The 14208-nt window shown below is 71.8% G+C and carries 13 protein-coding genes; 7 read left to right on the forward strand and 6 right to left on the reverse strand.

All coding sequences use genetic code 11. From position 1 onward, the window contains the following. The first annotated feature begins 260 nt into the window (after positions 1 to 260). The 3 genes from ACFYZL_RS00515 (at position 261) to ACFYZL_RS00525 (ending at position 3054) form a co-directional block, all read left to right on the forward strand. Entirely contained in the window at positions 261 to 1184 is a 924-nt protein-coding gene (locus ACFYZL_RS00515) for a DUF3027 domain-containing protein (RefSeq protein WP_384744464.1), read from the forward strand. A 40-nt stretch (positions 1185 to 1224) separates the two neighbouring features. Beyond that, the gene (locus tag ACFYZL_RS00520) at positions 1225 to 1455 is read left to right on the forward strand and encodes a hypothetical protein (protein WP_384744465.1); all 231 of its coding nucleotides are present in this window, start codon (positions 1225 to 1227) and stop codon (positions 1453 to 1455) included. Between the two features lie 126 nt (positions 1456 to 1581). Continuing rightward, entirely contained in the window at positions 1582 to 3054 is a 1473-nt protein-coding gene (locus ACFYZL_RS00525) for a flotillin family protein (protein ID WP_384744467.1), read from the forward strand. 326 nt (positions 3055 to 3380) lie between these two features. Here ACFYZL_RS00525 and ACFYZL_RS00530 read toward each other — a convergent pair whose 3' ends face one another. Continuing rightward, positions 3381 to 4379 (reverse strand): WD40 repeat domain-containing protein, encoded by a 999-nt coding sequence (locus tag ACFYZL_RS00530; RefSeq protein ID WP_388674882.1) that lies wholly within the window; start codon positions 4377 to 4379, stop codon positions 3381 to 3383. Positions 4380 to 4455: 76 nt separating this feature from the next. Between ACFYZL_RS00530 and ACFYZL_RS00535 the strand changes: the two genes are divergently transcribed. After that, the gene (locus ACFYZL_RS00535; RefSeq protein ID WP_388674885.1) at positions 4456 to 5124 is read left to right on the forward strand and encodes a GDSL-type esterase/lipase family protein; all 669 of its coding nucleotides are present in this window, start codon (positions 4456 to 4458) and stop codon (positions 5122 to 5124) included. Positions 5125 to 5179: 55 nt separating this feature from the next. Here ACFYZL_RS00535 and ACFYZL_RS00540 read toward each other — a convergent pair whose 3' ends face one another. After that, positions 5180 to 5506 carry a hypothetical protein gene (locus tag ACFYZL_RS00540; RefSeq protein WP_388674888.1) on the reverse strand — a complete coding sequence of 109 codons (327 nt, stop codon included), beginning with the start codon at positions 5504 to 5506 and terminating at the stop codon, positions 5180 to 5182. Positions 5507 to 5767: 261 nt separating this feature from the next. Here ACFYZL_RS00540 and ACFYZL_RS00545 point away from each other — a divergent pair, with 261 nt between their 5' ends. Further along, the gene (locus tag ACFYZL_RS00545; RefSeq protein ID WP_388674891.1) at positions 5768 to 8365 is read left to right on the forward strand and encodes an NACHT domain-containing protein; all 2598 of its coding nucleotides are present in this window, start codon (positions 5768 to 5770) and stop codon (positions 8363 to 8365) included. Positions 8366 to 8393: 28 nt separating this feature from the next. Continuing rightward, positions 8394 to 9383 (forward strand): aldo/keto reductase, encoded by a 990-nt coding sequence (locus ACFYZL_RS00550; protein WP_384758172.1) that lies wholly within the window; start codon positions 8394 to 8396, stop codon positions 9381 to 9383. 141 nt (positions 9384 to 9524) lie between these two features. Here ACFYZL_RS00550 and thpR read toward each other — a convergent pair whose 3' ends face one another. From thpR to ACFYZL_RS00565, 3 genes are all read right to left on the reverse strand, one after another. Further along, positions 9525 to 10124 carry an RNA 2',3'-cyclic phosphodiesterase gene (gene thpR / locus ACFYZL_RS00555; protein WP_384758169.1) on the reverse strand — a complete coding sequence of 200 codons (600 nt, stop codon included), beginning with the start codon at positions 10122 to 10124 and terminating at the stop codon, positions 9525 to 9527. A 330-nt stretch (positions 10125 to 10454) separates the two neighbouring features. Continuing rightward, on the reverse strand, positions 10455 to 11831 hold the full coding sequence (locus ACFYZL_RS00560; RefSeq protein ID WP_388674895.1) for an MFS transporter: 1377 nt from the start codon (positions 11829 to 11831) through the stop codon (positions 10455 to 10457). A gap of 25 nt (positions 11832 to 11856) precedes the next feature. Beyond that, on the reverse strand, positions 11857 to 12294 hold the full coding sequence (locus tag ACFYZL_RS00565) for a MarR family transcriptional regulator (RefSeq protein ID WP_329381216.1): 438 nt from the start codon (positions 12292 to 12294) through the stop codon (positions 11857 to 11859). Between the two features lie 159 nt (positions 12295 to 12453). Here ACFYZL_RS00565 and ACFYZL_RS00570 point away from each other — a divergent pair, with 159 nt between their 5' ends. Then, positions 12454 to 12636, forward strand: a complete 183-nt coding sequence (locus tag ACFYZL_RS00570) for a hypothetical protein (protein ID WP_030156886.1) — start codon at positions 12454 to 12456, stop codon at positions 12634 to 12636. 16 nt (positions 12637 to 12652) lie between these two features. On the opposite strand, the gene ACFYZL_RS00575 is transcribed toward ACFYZL_RS00570, so the two are convergent. Next, positions 12653 to 14113, reverse strand: a complete 1461-nt coding sequence (locus tag ACFYZL_RS00575) for an NCS2 family permease (RefSeq protein WP_384752270.1) — start codon at positions 14111 to 14113, stop codon at positions 12653 to 12655. Positions 14114 to 14208 lie beyond the last annotated feature (95 nt).

Below are 14208 nucleotides of genomic sequence, written 5' to 3' on the forward strand. Positions count from 1 at the left end.
GGACCTTGCATGTGGGCCGGAGGCTTCGGAGGAGGTAGCGTGCGTAGCGCGCCACCGGCGGTTGCTCCTGGCCGCGCGCCTCTTCGCGATCCCGCAGAATGGATCGCATAAAGGTGCGCCCGGAGTCCGATCGGGTGCGGACGTCGACGCGGCCCTCTGGTCCGCTCCGCCCGCGCCACGTACGGACGGCACCGACGGGTCGTTGTGGACGACAGTACGGACGGCGCACACGTGAGACGGCGTAGGAGAGAACGAGAAAAGTGAGTGCTGCGACGACGCGAAGCCGTACCCCGCGTACCCCCGACCGCCTGTGCGTCGAGGCGGTGGACCTCGCCCGCGCGTCGGCCGAGGAGGCCGCGTACCCCGGTGTGGTGGGCGAGCACGTCTCCGCCGTAGCGGAGGGCGACCGGGTCGTCACTCACTTCTTCGAGTGCAAGGAACCGGGCTACCGCGGCTGGCGCTGGGCCGTCACCGTGACCCGCGCCTCCCGCGCGAAGAACGTCACCCTCGACGAAACGGTGCTGCTGCCCGGCGACGACGCGCTGCTGGCGCCGGAGTGGGTGCCGTGGAGCGAGCGGCTGCGCCCCGGCGACATGGGCCCGGGCGACCTGCTGCCCACCGACGCGGAGGACCTGCGGCTGGAGCCGGGCTGGTCGGGCGAGGACGCCCCGCCGCCGAACTCCGTCGTTTCCACCGAGATGGCCGAACTGGTCGAGGCCGAGGACGCCGACGTCACCGACCGCACGGTGGTCCCGGCCCGCGGTTCGATCACCGCGGTGGCCGAGGAGCTGGGCATGCGCCGGGCCCGGGTCCTGTCCCGGTACGGGCTGCACAGCGCGGCCGACCGCTGGGACGACTCCTTCGGTGCGAAGACCCCGATGGCGCAGGCGGCGCCCGCCTCGTGCGTCTCGTGCGGTTTCCTGGTCGCGATCGGCGGCTCGCTGGGCCAGGCCTTCGGCGTCTGCGCGAACGAGTTCTCCCCGGCCGACGGCCGCCTGGTCTCCCTGTCGTACGGCTGCGGCGGCCACTCGGAGGCCGCGGTCATGCCGAAGCCGCCGCGGCCCGCGCCGCCGGTGCTCGACTCGATGGCCTCGGACGAGTTCCCCCTGCACCCCGCCCCCGCCGCGGACACCGGCTCGGTGCCGCCGGCGGACATCCAGGCCGCGGACCTGGGTCACTCGTAAGGTCGGTCCGCCACCCGGCCCGGCGGCGTACCCTCGCGGCATGGGGGACGCCGACATGGACATGGTGGGGATGACCGGCCGGGTGACCGGGACGGTCGGGCCGGGCCTCGTGGGCGAGGTCATCGTACGGATCCGGGGCGGGGCGGAGCACTTCCTCGCCCACCCGGTGCCGGGCGCCGGGCCGCAGCGGCTGGGCGTCGGAACGGTGGTGACGATCGTCGAGTACCAGCCGCCGCGCACCGTCTACGTGATGGCCGTCTACGACGTCTGAGCCGTTCCTGAGCTGTATGTATCAAGATGGCGATAAGAATCCGCCAACGCCTTCCCGGCCGGCCCGGGCAGGCGCAGACTCGCCCTCGTCGGTGCCGAACGGCACCGGAATAAGGGGGCGTTGCCGATGGCTATCGGCGTCGTGGCGGGAGTCGTTCTCGCCGCAATCGTGGCTCTGATCGGCCTGTTCAAGCTCATGTGGCGGGTGGCCGAACCGAACGAGGCTCTCGTCATCTCCGGCTCCACGCACCGGACCGAGGGGCTCGGCGAGGGCATGGGGTTCCGGATCGTCACCGGGCGCGGGACGCTCGTCGTGCCGGGCGTGCAGGCCGTGCGGAAGCTGTCCCTGGACCTCAACGAGACGCAGCTCGTCGTCGACTGCGTGACGCACCAGGGCATCCCGCTGCGGGTCAAGGGCGTGGTCATCTTCAAGATCGGCGACGACCTCGTGTCCATCGCCAACGCGGCGCGCCGTTTCCTCGACCAGCAGAAGATGATGCCGGAGCGGGTGCACATCGTCTTCGCCGGTCATCTGCGGTCCATCGTGGGCGGTCTGACGGTCGAGGACATGATCCGCGACCGGGAGAAGCTGACCGGGCAGACCCGGGCGGCCTGCGGTACGGAGATGGAGAAGCTGGGCCTCATCGTGGACTCGCTCCAGATCCACGAGATCGAGGACCCGACGGGCTACATCAAGAACCTGGCGATGCCGCACGCGGCCGCCGTGCAGCGGGACGCGCGGATCGCGCAGGCCGAGGCGAACCGGCTGGCGACGGAGGCCGAGCAGACCGCGTTCGCGCGGATGGCGGAGGCCACCCGGGACAGCGAGATCCTCCAGGCCGGCTACCAGGCCGAACGGGACAAGGCGGCGGCCACCGCCCGCCAGGCGGGCCCGCTCTCGGAGGCGGCGGCGCGCCAGGAGGTCGTGGTCCAGGAGACCAAGGTGGCGGAGCTGGAGGCGCACCGGCGGGAGCAGCAGCTCCAGGCGGACGTGCGCAAGCCGGCCGACGCGAAGGCGTACGAGATCCGGACCCGGGCCGAGGCGGAACGCGACGCGCGGATCTCGTCGGCCCAGGCGAAGGCGCGGGAGACGGAGCTGGCGGCGGCCGCGGAGGCGACCCGCGTCAAGACGGCGGCGACCGCCGACGCGGCGGCCACGGAGGCCCGCGGTCTGGCGACCGCGACGGCGACGCGGGCGACGGGTGAGGCGGAGGCGGCGGCGACGCAGGCGAAGGGTCTCGCCGAGGCGGCTTCCGCCAAGGCGAAGGGTCTCGCCGAAGCGGAGGCGATCAAGGCGCGGGCCGCGGCGCTGGCGGAGAACCAGGAGGCGGTGGTCGCGCAGCAGCTGGCGGAGAACTGGCCGGCGATCGTGGAGGCCGGTGCGGGGGCGTTCGGGAACGTGGAGCACATGGTGCTGCTGAACGGGGCGGAGGGGATGTCGGAGATGTTCGCGAAGGCCCTGTCCATGGGCGGCGCGGGCCTGGGCGTGGCCCGCCAGCTCCTGGCCTCGATGTCCCAGCCCCCGACCGACGCCGCTCCCGCCGTCCCTGCCCCGGCGGCCCCGTCCCTCAACGGGAGGGTCCCGATCCACGAGGAGTGACCACCGACGGGCCCGGGCGGGCCGGGACGCCGCAGCGCGCGCCCTGAGCCCCGCCCGGCACGCTCGGGGCTCGGCCCCGTGCCCGGCGGCGCCGCCGTGGCTGGGAGTGCCGCTGCGCGGCACCCGGGGCTCCGCCCCAGACCCCGCGCCTCAAACGCCGGCGGGGCTGGATTCGGCTGCTGCCGTCCGCCGGGCGCGACTGGATTGCCCGCAGGGCAATTTCAGCCCCGCCGGCGTTTGAGGCGCCGCCGGAGGCAAACCCAGCCCCGCCGGCGTTTGAGGCGCGGGGGTTCGGGGGCGGAGCCCCAGGGGTGGACCGGGAGGGGTCAGTCGGACCGGCCGCGGCGGCGGAGCAGGCGTTTGGCGGCGAAGACCAGCGCGAACGCCACCGCCAGGACGGCGGCGCCCTTCGTGAAGCTGCCCTGCGGCTCCGCGGCGGCGGGCGCGCCCGGGGCGGCCGGGGCCGCGGAGGCCGAGGGGGACGGGGTCGCGGAGGGGACCGGGACCGCCACCACGCGGCTGTTCACGCCCTCCGACCCGAACATCAGCGTCCGCCCGTCCGGCGTGTACGTCACCGACTCCGCCTGCCCCTGCCACGGCGCGTCGACCCGCTCGCCCTCACCCTCCGGCCGCCCGTCCTTGAACGGGTACGTACGGGCCATGAAGTACCCGCGCAGGGTCAGCCGCGCCCCGTCGGGGGAGAACGCCCCGTCCGTCACCCACGGCACGTCCGCGACCCGCCGGAACACGTTCGACGAGCCCGTCGACAGCTCCGCGGGGCCCTCGTACAGGCCGCCCTTGCTCTCGTCCTTGCTCGCGATGTACACCCGGCCCGTCACCGGATGCACCATCAGCGCCTCCGCGTTCCGAGGCCCGTCCGCGTACCGCACGGTGAACTGCGTCGCCTTGACGGTGACGTCGGCCAGTTCCTTCGGCTCCTCGAAGCGGTAGATCCACACGTGGTCCCAGGTGCCGTTCAGGTTGTCGCCGATGTCCCCGAGGTACAACTGCCCGTCCGGACCGAGGGAGATGGCCTCGACGTCGCGCGGCTTCCCGATGCCCGTCAGGGTGACGCGGGCCACCGTCTTCCCGGTCGCCGAGTCCACGGCGTAGACGTACGGGCCGTCGTCGCTGTCGTTGTGCGTCCAGTACACGCCCGGGTGGATCCGGCTGGCCGCGAGCCCGCTCGACTCCTTGATCCGGGGGTCCGTGATGGTGAACGAGGACGCCCCCGGCGTCCCCGAGGCGACGGCCGCCGAAGGCAGCACGGCGAGGGCGGTGGCGACGGCCGCCACGGCGGCGGATGACAACGGCAGCATGCGCATCCTCCCAGCCTGCCGGCCCGCACCGCGTGTCCGGCATCACAGCTGCTCACGGCGGGCGATCCGCGATGATGACCGGATGCGTTTCATGTTCGTCGGCGACTCCATGACCATCGGACGCGCCGGCGATTACACCTGGCGCCACCGGATGTGGCAGCACCTCGACGCCACCTTCGGCGGCCCGTACGAGATCGTCGGCCCGCGCGACGAGTTGTACGAGGGGTCCACCGAGTACGCCGACCCGGGCTTCCCCGAGCACGCCCGCCGGCACCTCGCCGGCTGGGGCGAGGGCTGGCAGCACATGGCGCCGCTCATCGGGCCCGCCGTGCGGGACTGCGGGGCGGACGTCCTGCTCGTCTCCCTCGGCCTGATCGACCTCGGCTTCTACACGAAGTCCGACGAGACCGCCGCCAACGCCCGCCGCTTCATCGCCGAGGCCCGCGCCGCCCACCCGGGCGTACGGATGGTGCTCATGCCGGTGATACCGAACGTCCGGGCCGAGGAGGACGCGCCCTTCGCGGCCGAGGTCGACCGCTTCAACGAGCTCCTGGCGAAGGCGGTGGCGGACCTGACGACGGACGCCTCGCCCGTCCTGCTGGCCGCGCGTCCGGCCGCGTACGACATCCACGCCGACACCTACGACGGCACGCACCCCAACGCCTCCGGCGAGCACCGCCTGGCGGGCGAGTTCGCGGCGGTGCTGCACCAGGCCTGGGGCATCGGCGGTCCCTACCGGCCCCGGGCCTGAGAACCGCGGTCGGCGGCCACCGGGTGACATCGGTGGGGTCGGACCCACAGCGGCCCTAAGCGGTCTCGGCCGCGCCCGTACCCGCACCCGCACCCGCACCCGCACCCGTACCGTCGTTCACGTCCGCCGCCGGCTGTCGCTGCGCCCGCCTGGTCTCCCTCAGGTAGTCCAGGGCCTGCTTCCGGGACACCTCGCCCAGCAGCCGGCCCTCGTGCAGCCCGCGGCGCGCTTCGTTGCGGGCGTTGACGAGCGCCTCGGCCCGCAGCACCAGCAGGCCGCCGAACAGCAGGGTGCCGGCCACCCACCAGGGCGCGTCGGCCACGACGCCCAGCGTGGCGGTGGACAGGCCGCCGAGGGAGGCGAGAAGGCGGGAAACGGTCATCGGTGGACTCCTCGAAGGACGTGCGGGCAGGGGCACTTCGGCGGATCCGCCAACGAATGCTTCGAACATGGCGGTTGGCCGTACAAGCGCGGCCCGGCTCGCCAAGATGGGTGCTCCGGGCAGCGGCGGAGCCCCGGCACCACGGCCGGCGACGACTTCCGCCGAGGACTTTTCTATGCCCGTCACAAGCGGCTGACCAGGGGCTTCGGGCATCCATGAACGCGTGAACGCCCATGAACGGTCCTTGAACGAGGAGTGTGAATGGCAGGAGTCGGAGGCAACCGCCCGAAGGGCCCGCAGCGCCCCGATCCGGCAGCGGCCCCACCCGAAAAAGTGCCCTGGGCGGACCTCATGCTCGGGGTGTACGACGAACTCTGGACGGCGCCGCCACCGGCGGAACGCCTCTCGGTCAACGCGATGGCCCGCCAGGCGCACATGGCCTCCGGCACCGCGTCGGAGATCTTCTCCGGCAAGAGGGATCCCGACCTGAAGTACTTCCTCGCGCTGGTCCGGGTGCTCGGCGGCGACCCCGGCACGTGGGAGCCGCGCTGGCACCGCGCCGCCGCCCGGGCGGCGGCGATCGAGGCCGGCGAGCCGCTGCCCGACCCGCTGCCCGGGGTCGAGGGCGAGGCCCCCGGCGAGGAGGGCGGGGAGGAGGCGCCGCCGCCCCTGTCCGGCCCCGGTACGGAGCTGCCCCGCTACCCCGTCCGCCGCTTCCTGCGGGCCCTCCTCGCAGGGCTGGCCGCGGTGTTCACGTTCCCGATGCGGCTGCGCAGGGACAAGGCCGCCGTGCGGATGCAACGCCGGCTGATCAAGGCGTTCATGGAACGGGCGGCCAAGGACTTCCGCCGCGCCGAGACCCACTACTACATCGAACCGCGGTTCGTGATCCTGGAGGAGGCGGAGCCCGAGCCGGCCCCCGGAAGCCGACGGCGGGCCAGGAGCGTGCGGCGGACCGCGCCCGAGCGGGTCGCCACTGACGTGCGCGACGTCCGTACGTTGTACGGGGCCAGGGACGAACTGGTGCTGCTGGGCAAGCCCGGCATGGGCAAGACCACGCAACTGGCCCGGCTCGCCCACCGGCTGGCCGAGGAGGCCCTGGCCGGCGGCGACGGCACGGACCCCGCCCACATCCCGGTCTACCTGCGCCTCTACAGCTACCGGGGCGAGGCCGTCGAGGACTGGCTCGCCACCGAGATGAGCAGGATCCAGGGCGTCTCGACGGTCCTCGTACGCAGCTGGCTGGAGCAGCACCTGCTGCTCCCGGTGCTGGACGGCCTGGACGAGGTCCCGCGGGTGCACTGGCGCAAGTGCGTCAAGGAGCTGCGACGGCTGCGGGAGCTCTGCCCGGGCATGGCCGTCGGCTGCCGCACGGACGAGGGCGATCTGCAACGGCTGGCCCAGAGCCTGCGCGCGCTGCGCTACGTCGAGATCCAGCCGCCGGAGCGGGGACAGGTGGAGGCCTTCCTCAACGCCAACAGGGCGGCCCTCGCGGACGTGCACGCGGCGCTGGAGGAACGTCAGAGCCTGTGGCAGCTGCTGCAGTCGCCGATGATGCTCAACATCATCTGCGTCACCTACGCCAACCGGTCCGCGGACGACCTGCGCGTGGAGGGCAGCGTCGAAGACCGTCAGAGCCGGATCTTCGACGCCTACGTCGGGACCTGCCTGCGGCGCGCGCGCCCGCGGCCGGACGACGCCCCGCACCGGACGCTGACCTGGCTGACGTGGCTGGCCCGGACGCTCACCGAACGCAAGGAGCAGGTCCTGTACCTGGACCGGCTGGACCTGAGCTGGCTGTCACGTCGGGAGGCGATCCTGCCGAAGGTCGTGCCGACCGTGGTCATGGCGTCCTGTTCCCTGGCGGTGCCCGTGCTGTGGCTGGCGGCGGCGAACCGCGCGGGGGTGCTGCACGCCGACGTTCCGTCCGCCGCGGTCGTGGCCCTGGCCATGGTGGCCAACACCGCGACGCAGGCGTACCGGTCGGAAGAGCACTTCCTGACGCTGCCGGAGGAGACGAGGGTGGGTGAGAAGCACCGCGGGGCCCTGACGATCCCGATCGTGAACAACGGCGGGGCGATGATGCTCATCCTGGTCCTGATGATGCTGACGGGCGTCGACCTGTCGTCGTCGGCGGCGTTCGTGGTGGGGCTCGCCTACCTGTGGGTCAGCACCACCCAGATGGAAGGGGCGCTCACCGACGTGTTCTCGCCCGTGGAGCAGCTGCGGTGGACGTGGCGCAGGAGCGAGCGGGCCATGTCGGAGGGCGTCATCCCCGTGAAGCGCATGGTGCTGTCCGCCGTCATGTGGACGTCCATCGGGCTCCTGGTCGGGCTCGTCGTCCACCTGGTCTGCCCGGAGCCCGACTGGATCGCCCCCGTCGCGGCCTTCGTCCTGGGCACCTTCTACATCTTCGGCAACCAGTTCGAACCCTCCTTGCAGGACCGGCGCCCCCGCCCCAACGAGGGCATCCGCCGTACGGTCCGCTTCTCCCTGTTCCACGGGTTCGCCGGTCTGGCCCTGGCGGCCGCGTTCGTGACGACGCTCATCGCCCTGGCCTCCCCCGACCGGGACCTGCGCCGCGCGGCCTTCGTCGCGGGCCTGTTGGGCACGCTGTTCGCGGTGGTCCGCGGCTTCCGGTACGGGGGTCTGGCGGTCGTACGCCACTGGACGATCCGCGCGGTCCTCGCCCACCGGGGCCGCACCCCGTACCGCTACGGGCGCTTCCTGCACACCGCCGAGCAGCGCGTCCTGCTCTTCCGCACGGACAGCGGGTACTTCTTCCCGCACAGCCTCGTACAACGCCATCTCGACACCACCGCCGAGAAGTTGATGGAGCGCGTGGGACCCTTGCCTTGAGCGCACTCGAAGCGTTTGTCTGGTGCCCATGAAGTACACGCAGCTCGGACGCACCGGACTCAAAGTCAGCCGACTCGTTCTCGGCACGATGAACTTCGGTCCCCAGACAGACGAACCGACGAGCCACTCGATCATGGACTCCGCGCTCGACGCGGGTCTGAACTTCTTCGACACCGCCAATGTGTACGGGTGGGGTGAGAACAAGGGCCGTACCGAGGAGATCATCGGCACCTGGTTCGCGCAGGGCGGTGGCCGGCGCGAGAAGACGGTCCTGGCCACCAAGGTCTACGCCTCCATGTCCCGCGAGGGCGAGACCTGGCCGAACGAGGACCGGCTGTCGGCGCTGAACATCCGCCGTGCCGTCGAGGCCAGCCTCAAGCGGCTCCAGACCGACCACATCGACGTCTACCAGTTCCACCACGTCGACCGCCTGACCCCCTTCGAGGAGATCTGGCAGGCCGTCGACGTACTGATCCAGCAGGGCAAGATCCTGTACGCGGGCTCCTCCAACTTCCCCGGCTACAAGATCGCCCAGGCGAACGAGACGGCCGCCCGGCGCGGGATGCTCGGACTGGTCACCGAGCAGTGCCTCTACAACCTCGCCGAGCGGCGCGCGGAGATGGAGGTCATCCCGGCGGCCCAGGAGTACGGCCTCGGGGTCATCCCGTGGTCGCCGCTGCACGGCGGCGTACTCGGCGGGGTCATCAAGAAGGAGGTCGAGGGCGGCCGCCGCGCCTCCGGGCGCTCCGCGGACGCGCTGGCCAACAGCTCGACACGGGCGCAGATCCAGGCGTACGAGGACCTGCTCGACAAGCACGGCCTGGAGCCCGGCGAGACCGCCCTGGCCTGGCTGCTCACCCGGCCGGGCGTGACGGGCCCCATCGTCGGCCCGCGCACCGCCGAGCAGCTGGAGAGCGCCCTGCGGGCGCTGGAGCTGGAGCTGAGCGAGGAGCTGCTCGCCGCGCTGGACGAGATCTTCCCCGGCCCGGGACCGTCGCCGGAGGCCTTCGCCTGGTGATCGGCCCGGGGCGTCAGGGGGTCGTGGCGGGCGCGCCGGCCGTCACTGGCCGACGGCGGCTGCCACGGCCACGACGACGAACATCAGCACGAGCACACCGGCCATCACACGGTTTCTGGTTTTGGGATCCACCCGTCGAGCCTAACCGCTCCCCTCGGGTCGTCCTTCCAGGGGCCAGGCCGCGACGGTCTCGTAGCGGGGCTGCTCCCCGGGGATCCCGCTCGTGGGCAGGTTGCTGCGGACCAGGCTCAGCTCGGTGACCGACCAGGCGGTCCCCTCGAAGGAGGCGAGTCCCTCCAGGTAGGGCCGCAGGTCGTCGCCGGAGCCCTGCTCGGGGTGGTCGCGCCGGATGTCACGGCTGCGGCCGAGGGTGAGGTGCGGGGTGTACCGGTGGTGCCGGCCCATCGGCACCCCGGCCCGCCGGGCGGCGGCCTCGGCGCGCTCGGAGAGCATCCGCATCGCGTCGATGCCCCCGGCGGCCCCGACCCACAGCGCACGGTCCCCGAAGTGCCCGGCGCCGTGCAGGCGCAGGGGGAAGGGGGCCGTGCGGTGGGCGGCGCGTTCCAGGCGGGTGTGCAGTTCGGGGAGCACCTCGTCCCGTACCTCGCCGAGGAAGGCGAGCGTGAAGTGCCAGCCGGCCTGGCCGGTCCAGCGCAGGCGGTCGTCCCGGAGGCCGCTGATGGCCTCGGCGAGCTCCTCCGCCGCGGAGGCCGGCGGCAGCACGGCGACGAACAGTCTCATGCCCCGAGCCTAGCGGCGCCGCCGGTCCGTGGGAGCTGCCGCTGTCCGCCGCCGGGGTGGCGCCCCGGTGGGAGTGCCGCTGCGCGGCACCTGGGGCTCCGCCCCAGACCCCGCTCCTCAAACGCCGGAGGGGCTGGATTCGGCTGCTGCCGCCCGCCAGGCGCGGCTGGATTGCCCGGAGGGCCATTTCAGCCCCGCCGGCGTTTGAGGAAGGGGGCACCTCCCAGCGGTAGCTGGGGGAGGGTCTGGGCGGAGCCCAGGGTGCCGCGCAGCGGCATCTTCGGCCCCGCCGGGAGAGGGGCGGGGCCCCGGGAGGCGGGGCCGCAAGGGCTACGCGGCCGGGACCAGTTCGCGGCGGTGCGGGGAGGGGACGAAGGCCACCCCGTGGCGGGAGACGCTCAGGCGGAGGTTGCCCACCCGGGCCAGGACCACCGCGATGGCGACGGACGCGGCCAGCGACACCGCCCCACCCGCCGCCATGCCGACCCGCGCACCGTACGTGTCCGTGATCCAGCCCACGAGCGGCGCACCCACCGGCGTCCCGCCCGTGAACACCATCATGAACAGGGCCATGACCCGCCCCCGCATCTCCGGGTCGGTGGCCATTTGCACGCTGGAGTTGGCCGTGACGTTGACCGTCAGTCCGAACAGCCCGATCGGCACCAGCAGCGCCGCGAACAGCCAGAACCCCGGTGCGAAGGCCGTCACGATCAGCAGGACCGAGAACAGGACGGCGGCCGCCGTCAGCAGCCGCAGCCGGGAGAGCCCGCGCCGGGCGGCGAGCAGCGCGCCCGCCAGGGAGCCGGCCGCGATCAGGGTGTTGAAGAGTCCGTACGTGCCCGCGTCCCCGTGGAAGACGTCGTCGACGAACGCCGACAGCCAGATCGGGAAGTTGAACCCGAAGGTGCCGATGAAGCCGACCAGCACGATCGGCCAGATCAGCTCGGGCCGTCCGGCGACGTACCGCAGGCCCTCGCGCAGCTGCCCCTTCGTACGGGGCTGAGGCTCGACCGGGTGCAGTTCGTCCGTGCGCATCAGCAGCAGGCCGATGACGGGGGCGGCGAAGGACAGTCCGTTCAGCAGGAAGGCCCAGCCGGAGCCGACGGCGGTGATCAGCACACCGGCGACCGCCGGGCCGACCAGCCGCGCGGACTGGAAGTTCGCCGAGTTCAGGCTGACCGCGTTGGCCAGCTGCTTCTTGCCGACCATCTCCGGGACGAACGTCTGCCGCGCCGGGTTGTCCACGACGGTGACGAGTCCGAGGAGGAAGGCGGCGAGGTAGACGTGCCACACGTGGACGTGTCCCGCCAGGGTGAGCGCGGCGAGCGCGATTCCGGTGAGGCCCATCGCGCTCTGGGTGGCGATCAGCAGCGGCCGCTTGGGCAGCCGGTCCGCGAGTACGCCTCCGTAGAGGCCGAACACCATCATCGGCAGGAACTGCAGCGCGATGGTGATGCCGACGGCCGAGGCGGAGCCGGTCAGGGAGAGGACCAGCCAGTCCTGGGCGATGCGCTGCATCCAGGTGCCGGTGTTCGAGACGGCCTGGCCCGTGGCGAAGAGCCGGTAGTTCCGGATCCTCAGCGAGCCGAACATCGAGTTCTTCGAGTACTTCGAGCTCGCCGAGCTCGTGCCCGCGCGTGCATCGGCGGAGGTAGAGGGGGTGGATGTGTGGCCGGGTGCGGAGTCTGCTCCGTTTCCCGTACTCAAAAGCGTTCGCCTCCTGGCGTCGTCCTTACAGGTGCGCGAGCTTCTCCAGGACGGGTGCGGCCTCGCGCAGCTTGGCCCACTCCTCCTCGGTCAGCTCGGCCGCGAGCCCGGCCAGGAAGGCGTTGCGCTTGCGACGGCTCTCTTCGAGCATCGCCTCGGCCTCCTCGGTCTGGCGGACCACCTTCTGCCGGCGGTCGTCGGGGTGCGGCTCCAGCGTGACCAGGCCCTTGGCCTCCAGCAGTGCGACGATGCGGGTCATCGACGGCGGCTGTACGTGCTCGCGCCGGGCCAGCTCACCGGGGGTGGCCTGGCCGCAGCGGGCGAGGGTGCCGAGGACCGACATCTCGGTCGGGCTCAGCGACTCGTCGACGCGCTGGTGCTTGAGGCGCCGGCCCAGCCGCATGACGGCGGAGCGGAGGTCGTTCACGGCGGCAGCGTCGTCGCCATGGGAAAGGTCACGCATGTCCTTAGAATAACTCATTACTCTCCCTAAGGAACACCGGGTTCCCGTCCGCCCCCTCAGCCACATCGCGTCAGCCTTCACCAGGCCTTATCACTCGTAAGGGTGAGTGGGGCGTGGAAAGTGACACGCGTACACGCCCTGTGCCCCGACTCTTTCGGCATGGGGACACATGTGCTGAGCATGCGCATAGACGGGGAGCTCCTCGACAGGCTCCGGACTCATGCCGCCAAACGCGGAATGAGCGTCCAGGACTACGTGGTCCGGACGCTCATTCGCGACGACTTCGACGAGCGCTTCAAGGCGGCCGTCGACGAGACGGAGAAGTTCTACGGGCTGACGTGAGCCCGTGGACGAGGCCTTACGTGAGGCCCAGGGCGGGCATCGCGTAGTAGAAGACGAACACCGCCGACACGACGTACATGGGCATCGGGACCTCCCGGCCCCGGCCGGTCGCCAGCCGCAGCGCGCAGAAGCTCACGAAGCCGATGCCGATGCCGTTGGTGATCGAGTACGTGAAGGGCATCATCACCATGGCCAGGAAGGCCGGGACGGCGATGGTGAAGTCGCTCCAGTCGATGTCCTTGACCGATCCCGCCAGGATCAGGAAGCCGACCGCCACCAGGGCGGGAGTGGCCGCCTGGGACGGGACCATCGTGGCGAGCGGGGTGAGGAACAGCGCCACGGCGAAGAGACCGCCCGTCACGACGTTCGCCAGACCCGTGCGGGCGCCCTCGCCGACACCGGCAGTGGACTCCACGAAGCAGGTGGTCGCGGAGGAGGAGGTCGCGCCGCCCGAGGCGACGGCCAGGCCGTCGATCAGCAGGACCCGGTTGATCCCGGGGAACTCGCCGGTCTTCCTGTCGATCAGCTTCGCCTCGTCGCCGACGCCGAGGATCGTGCCCATGGCGTCGAAGAAGCAGGACAGCAGCACGGTGAAGACGAACAGGACGCCCGTCAGCACGCCCACCTTGCCGAAGCCGCCGAAGAGGCTGACCTGGCCGACGAGCCCGAAGTCGGGCGCCGCCACCGGGTTGCCCGGCCACTCGGGAACGGTCAGGCCCCAGCCGGAGTCCGGGAGCCCGACGATCAGCTGGACGACGACCGCGACGACGGTCATGGCCACGATGGAGATCAGGATCGCGCCGGGCGTCTTGCGGATCAGCAGCGCGAGGGTGAGGAGCACGCCGACCGCGAAGATCAGTACGGGCCAGCCGTGCAGGTGGCCGCCGGTGCCGAGCTGGAGCGGGACCGTGGTGTGCGCGGCGTCCGGGATGCGGGTGACGAAGCCGGAGTCGACCAGGCCGATCAGCATGATGAACAGGCCGATGCCGATGGCGATGCCCTTGCGCAGGCCGAGCGGGACGGCGTTCATGACCCGCTCGCGCAGGCCCGTCGCGACCAGCAGCATCACGACGAAACCGGCCAGGACCACCATGCCCATGGCGTCGGGCCAGCTCATGCGCGGGGCGAGCTGGAGGGCGACGACCGTGTTGACGCCGAGGCCGGCGGCCAGCGCGATCGGGACGTTGCCGATGACGCCCATGAGGAGGGTGGTGAAGGCCGCCGTCAGGACGGTGGCCGTGACCAGCTGCCCGCTGTCGAGCTGGTGCCCGTACATGTCCTTGGCGCTGCCGAGGATGATCGGGTTCAGCACGATGATGTAGGCCATCGCGAAGAAGGTGGCGAAGCCGCCGCGGATCTCGCGGCCGATCGTCGAGCCGCGCTCGGAGATCTTGAAGTAGCGGTCCATGGCGCCAGAGGGTTCCTGGGAGGAGGGCTCCGGACGGATGGCTTCGGGGGCGGGGGCCGAGGTGCTCATACGGTCCTCAAATGGGGGTTCATACGAAGAAAATGGGCCTGGCCCAAACCGTTTCAGTATGAACACATGAACGAAGGGCCGTCCATCTCCGCGCG

Origin of the sequence: Streptomyces sp. NPDC001717 (genome assembly GCF_042892775.1) — a bacterium.
Lineage (GTDB): Bacteria > Actinomycetota > Actinomycetes > Streptomycetales > Streptomycetaceae > Streptomyces.

Excerpts from the sequence above, each read along its gene's own strand:
- ACFYZL_RS00530 (WP_388674882.1), bottom strand. The coding sequence starts at position 4,379 with ATGCGCATGCTGCCGTTGTCATCCGCCGCCGTGGCGGCCGTCGCCACC.
- ACFYZL_RS00540 (WP_388674888.1), bottom strand. The coding sequence starts at position 5,506 with ATGACCGTTTCCCGCCTTCTCGCCTCCCTCGGCGGCCTGTCCACCGCC.
- ACFYZL_RS00545 (WP_388674891.1), top strand. The coding sequence starts at position 5,768 with ATGGCAGGAGTCGGAGGCAACCGCCCGAAGGGCCCGCAGCGCCCCGAT.
- ACFYZL_RS00565 (WP_329381216.1), bottom strand. The coding sequence starts at position 12,294 with ATGCGTGACCTTTCCCATGGCGACGACGCTGCCGCCGTGAACGACCTC.
- ACFYZL_RS00535 (WP_388674885.1), top strand. The coding sequence starts at position 4,456 with ATGCGTTTCATGTTCGTCGGCGACTCCATGACCATCGGACGCGCCGGC.
- thpR (WP_384758169.1), bottom strand. The coding sequence starts at position 10,124 with ATGAGACTGTTCGTCGCCGTGCTGCCGCCGGCCTCCGCGGCGGAGGAG.
- ACFYZL_RS00550 (WP_384758172.1), top strand. The coding sequence starts at position 8,394 with ATGAAGTACACGCAGCTCGGACGCACCGGACTCAAAGTCAGCCGACTC.
- ACFYZL_RS00575 (WP_384752270.1), bottom strand. The coding sequence starts at position 14,113 with ATGAGCACCTCGGCCCCCGCCCCCGAAGCCATCCGTCCGGAGCCCTCC.
- ACFYZL_RS00570 (WP_030156886.1), top strand. The coding sequence starts at position 12,454 with ATGGGGACACATGTGCTGAGCATGCGCATAGACGGGGAGCTCCTCGAC.
- ACFYZL_RS00525 (WP_384744467.1), top strand. The coding sequence starts at position 1,582 with ATGGCTATCGGCGTCGTGGCGGGAGTCGTTCTCGCCGCAATCGTGGCT.
- ACFYZL_RS00520 (WP_384744465.1), top strand. The coding sequence starts at position 1,225 with ATGGGGGACGCCGACATGGACATGGTGGGGATGACCGGCCGGGTGACC.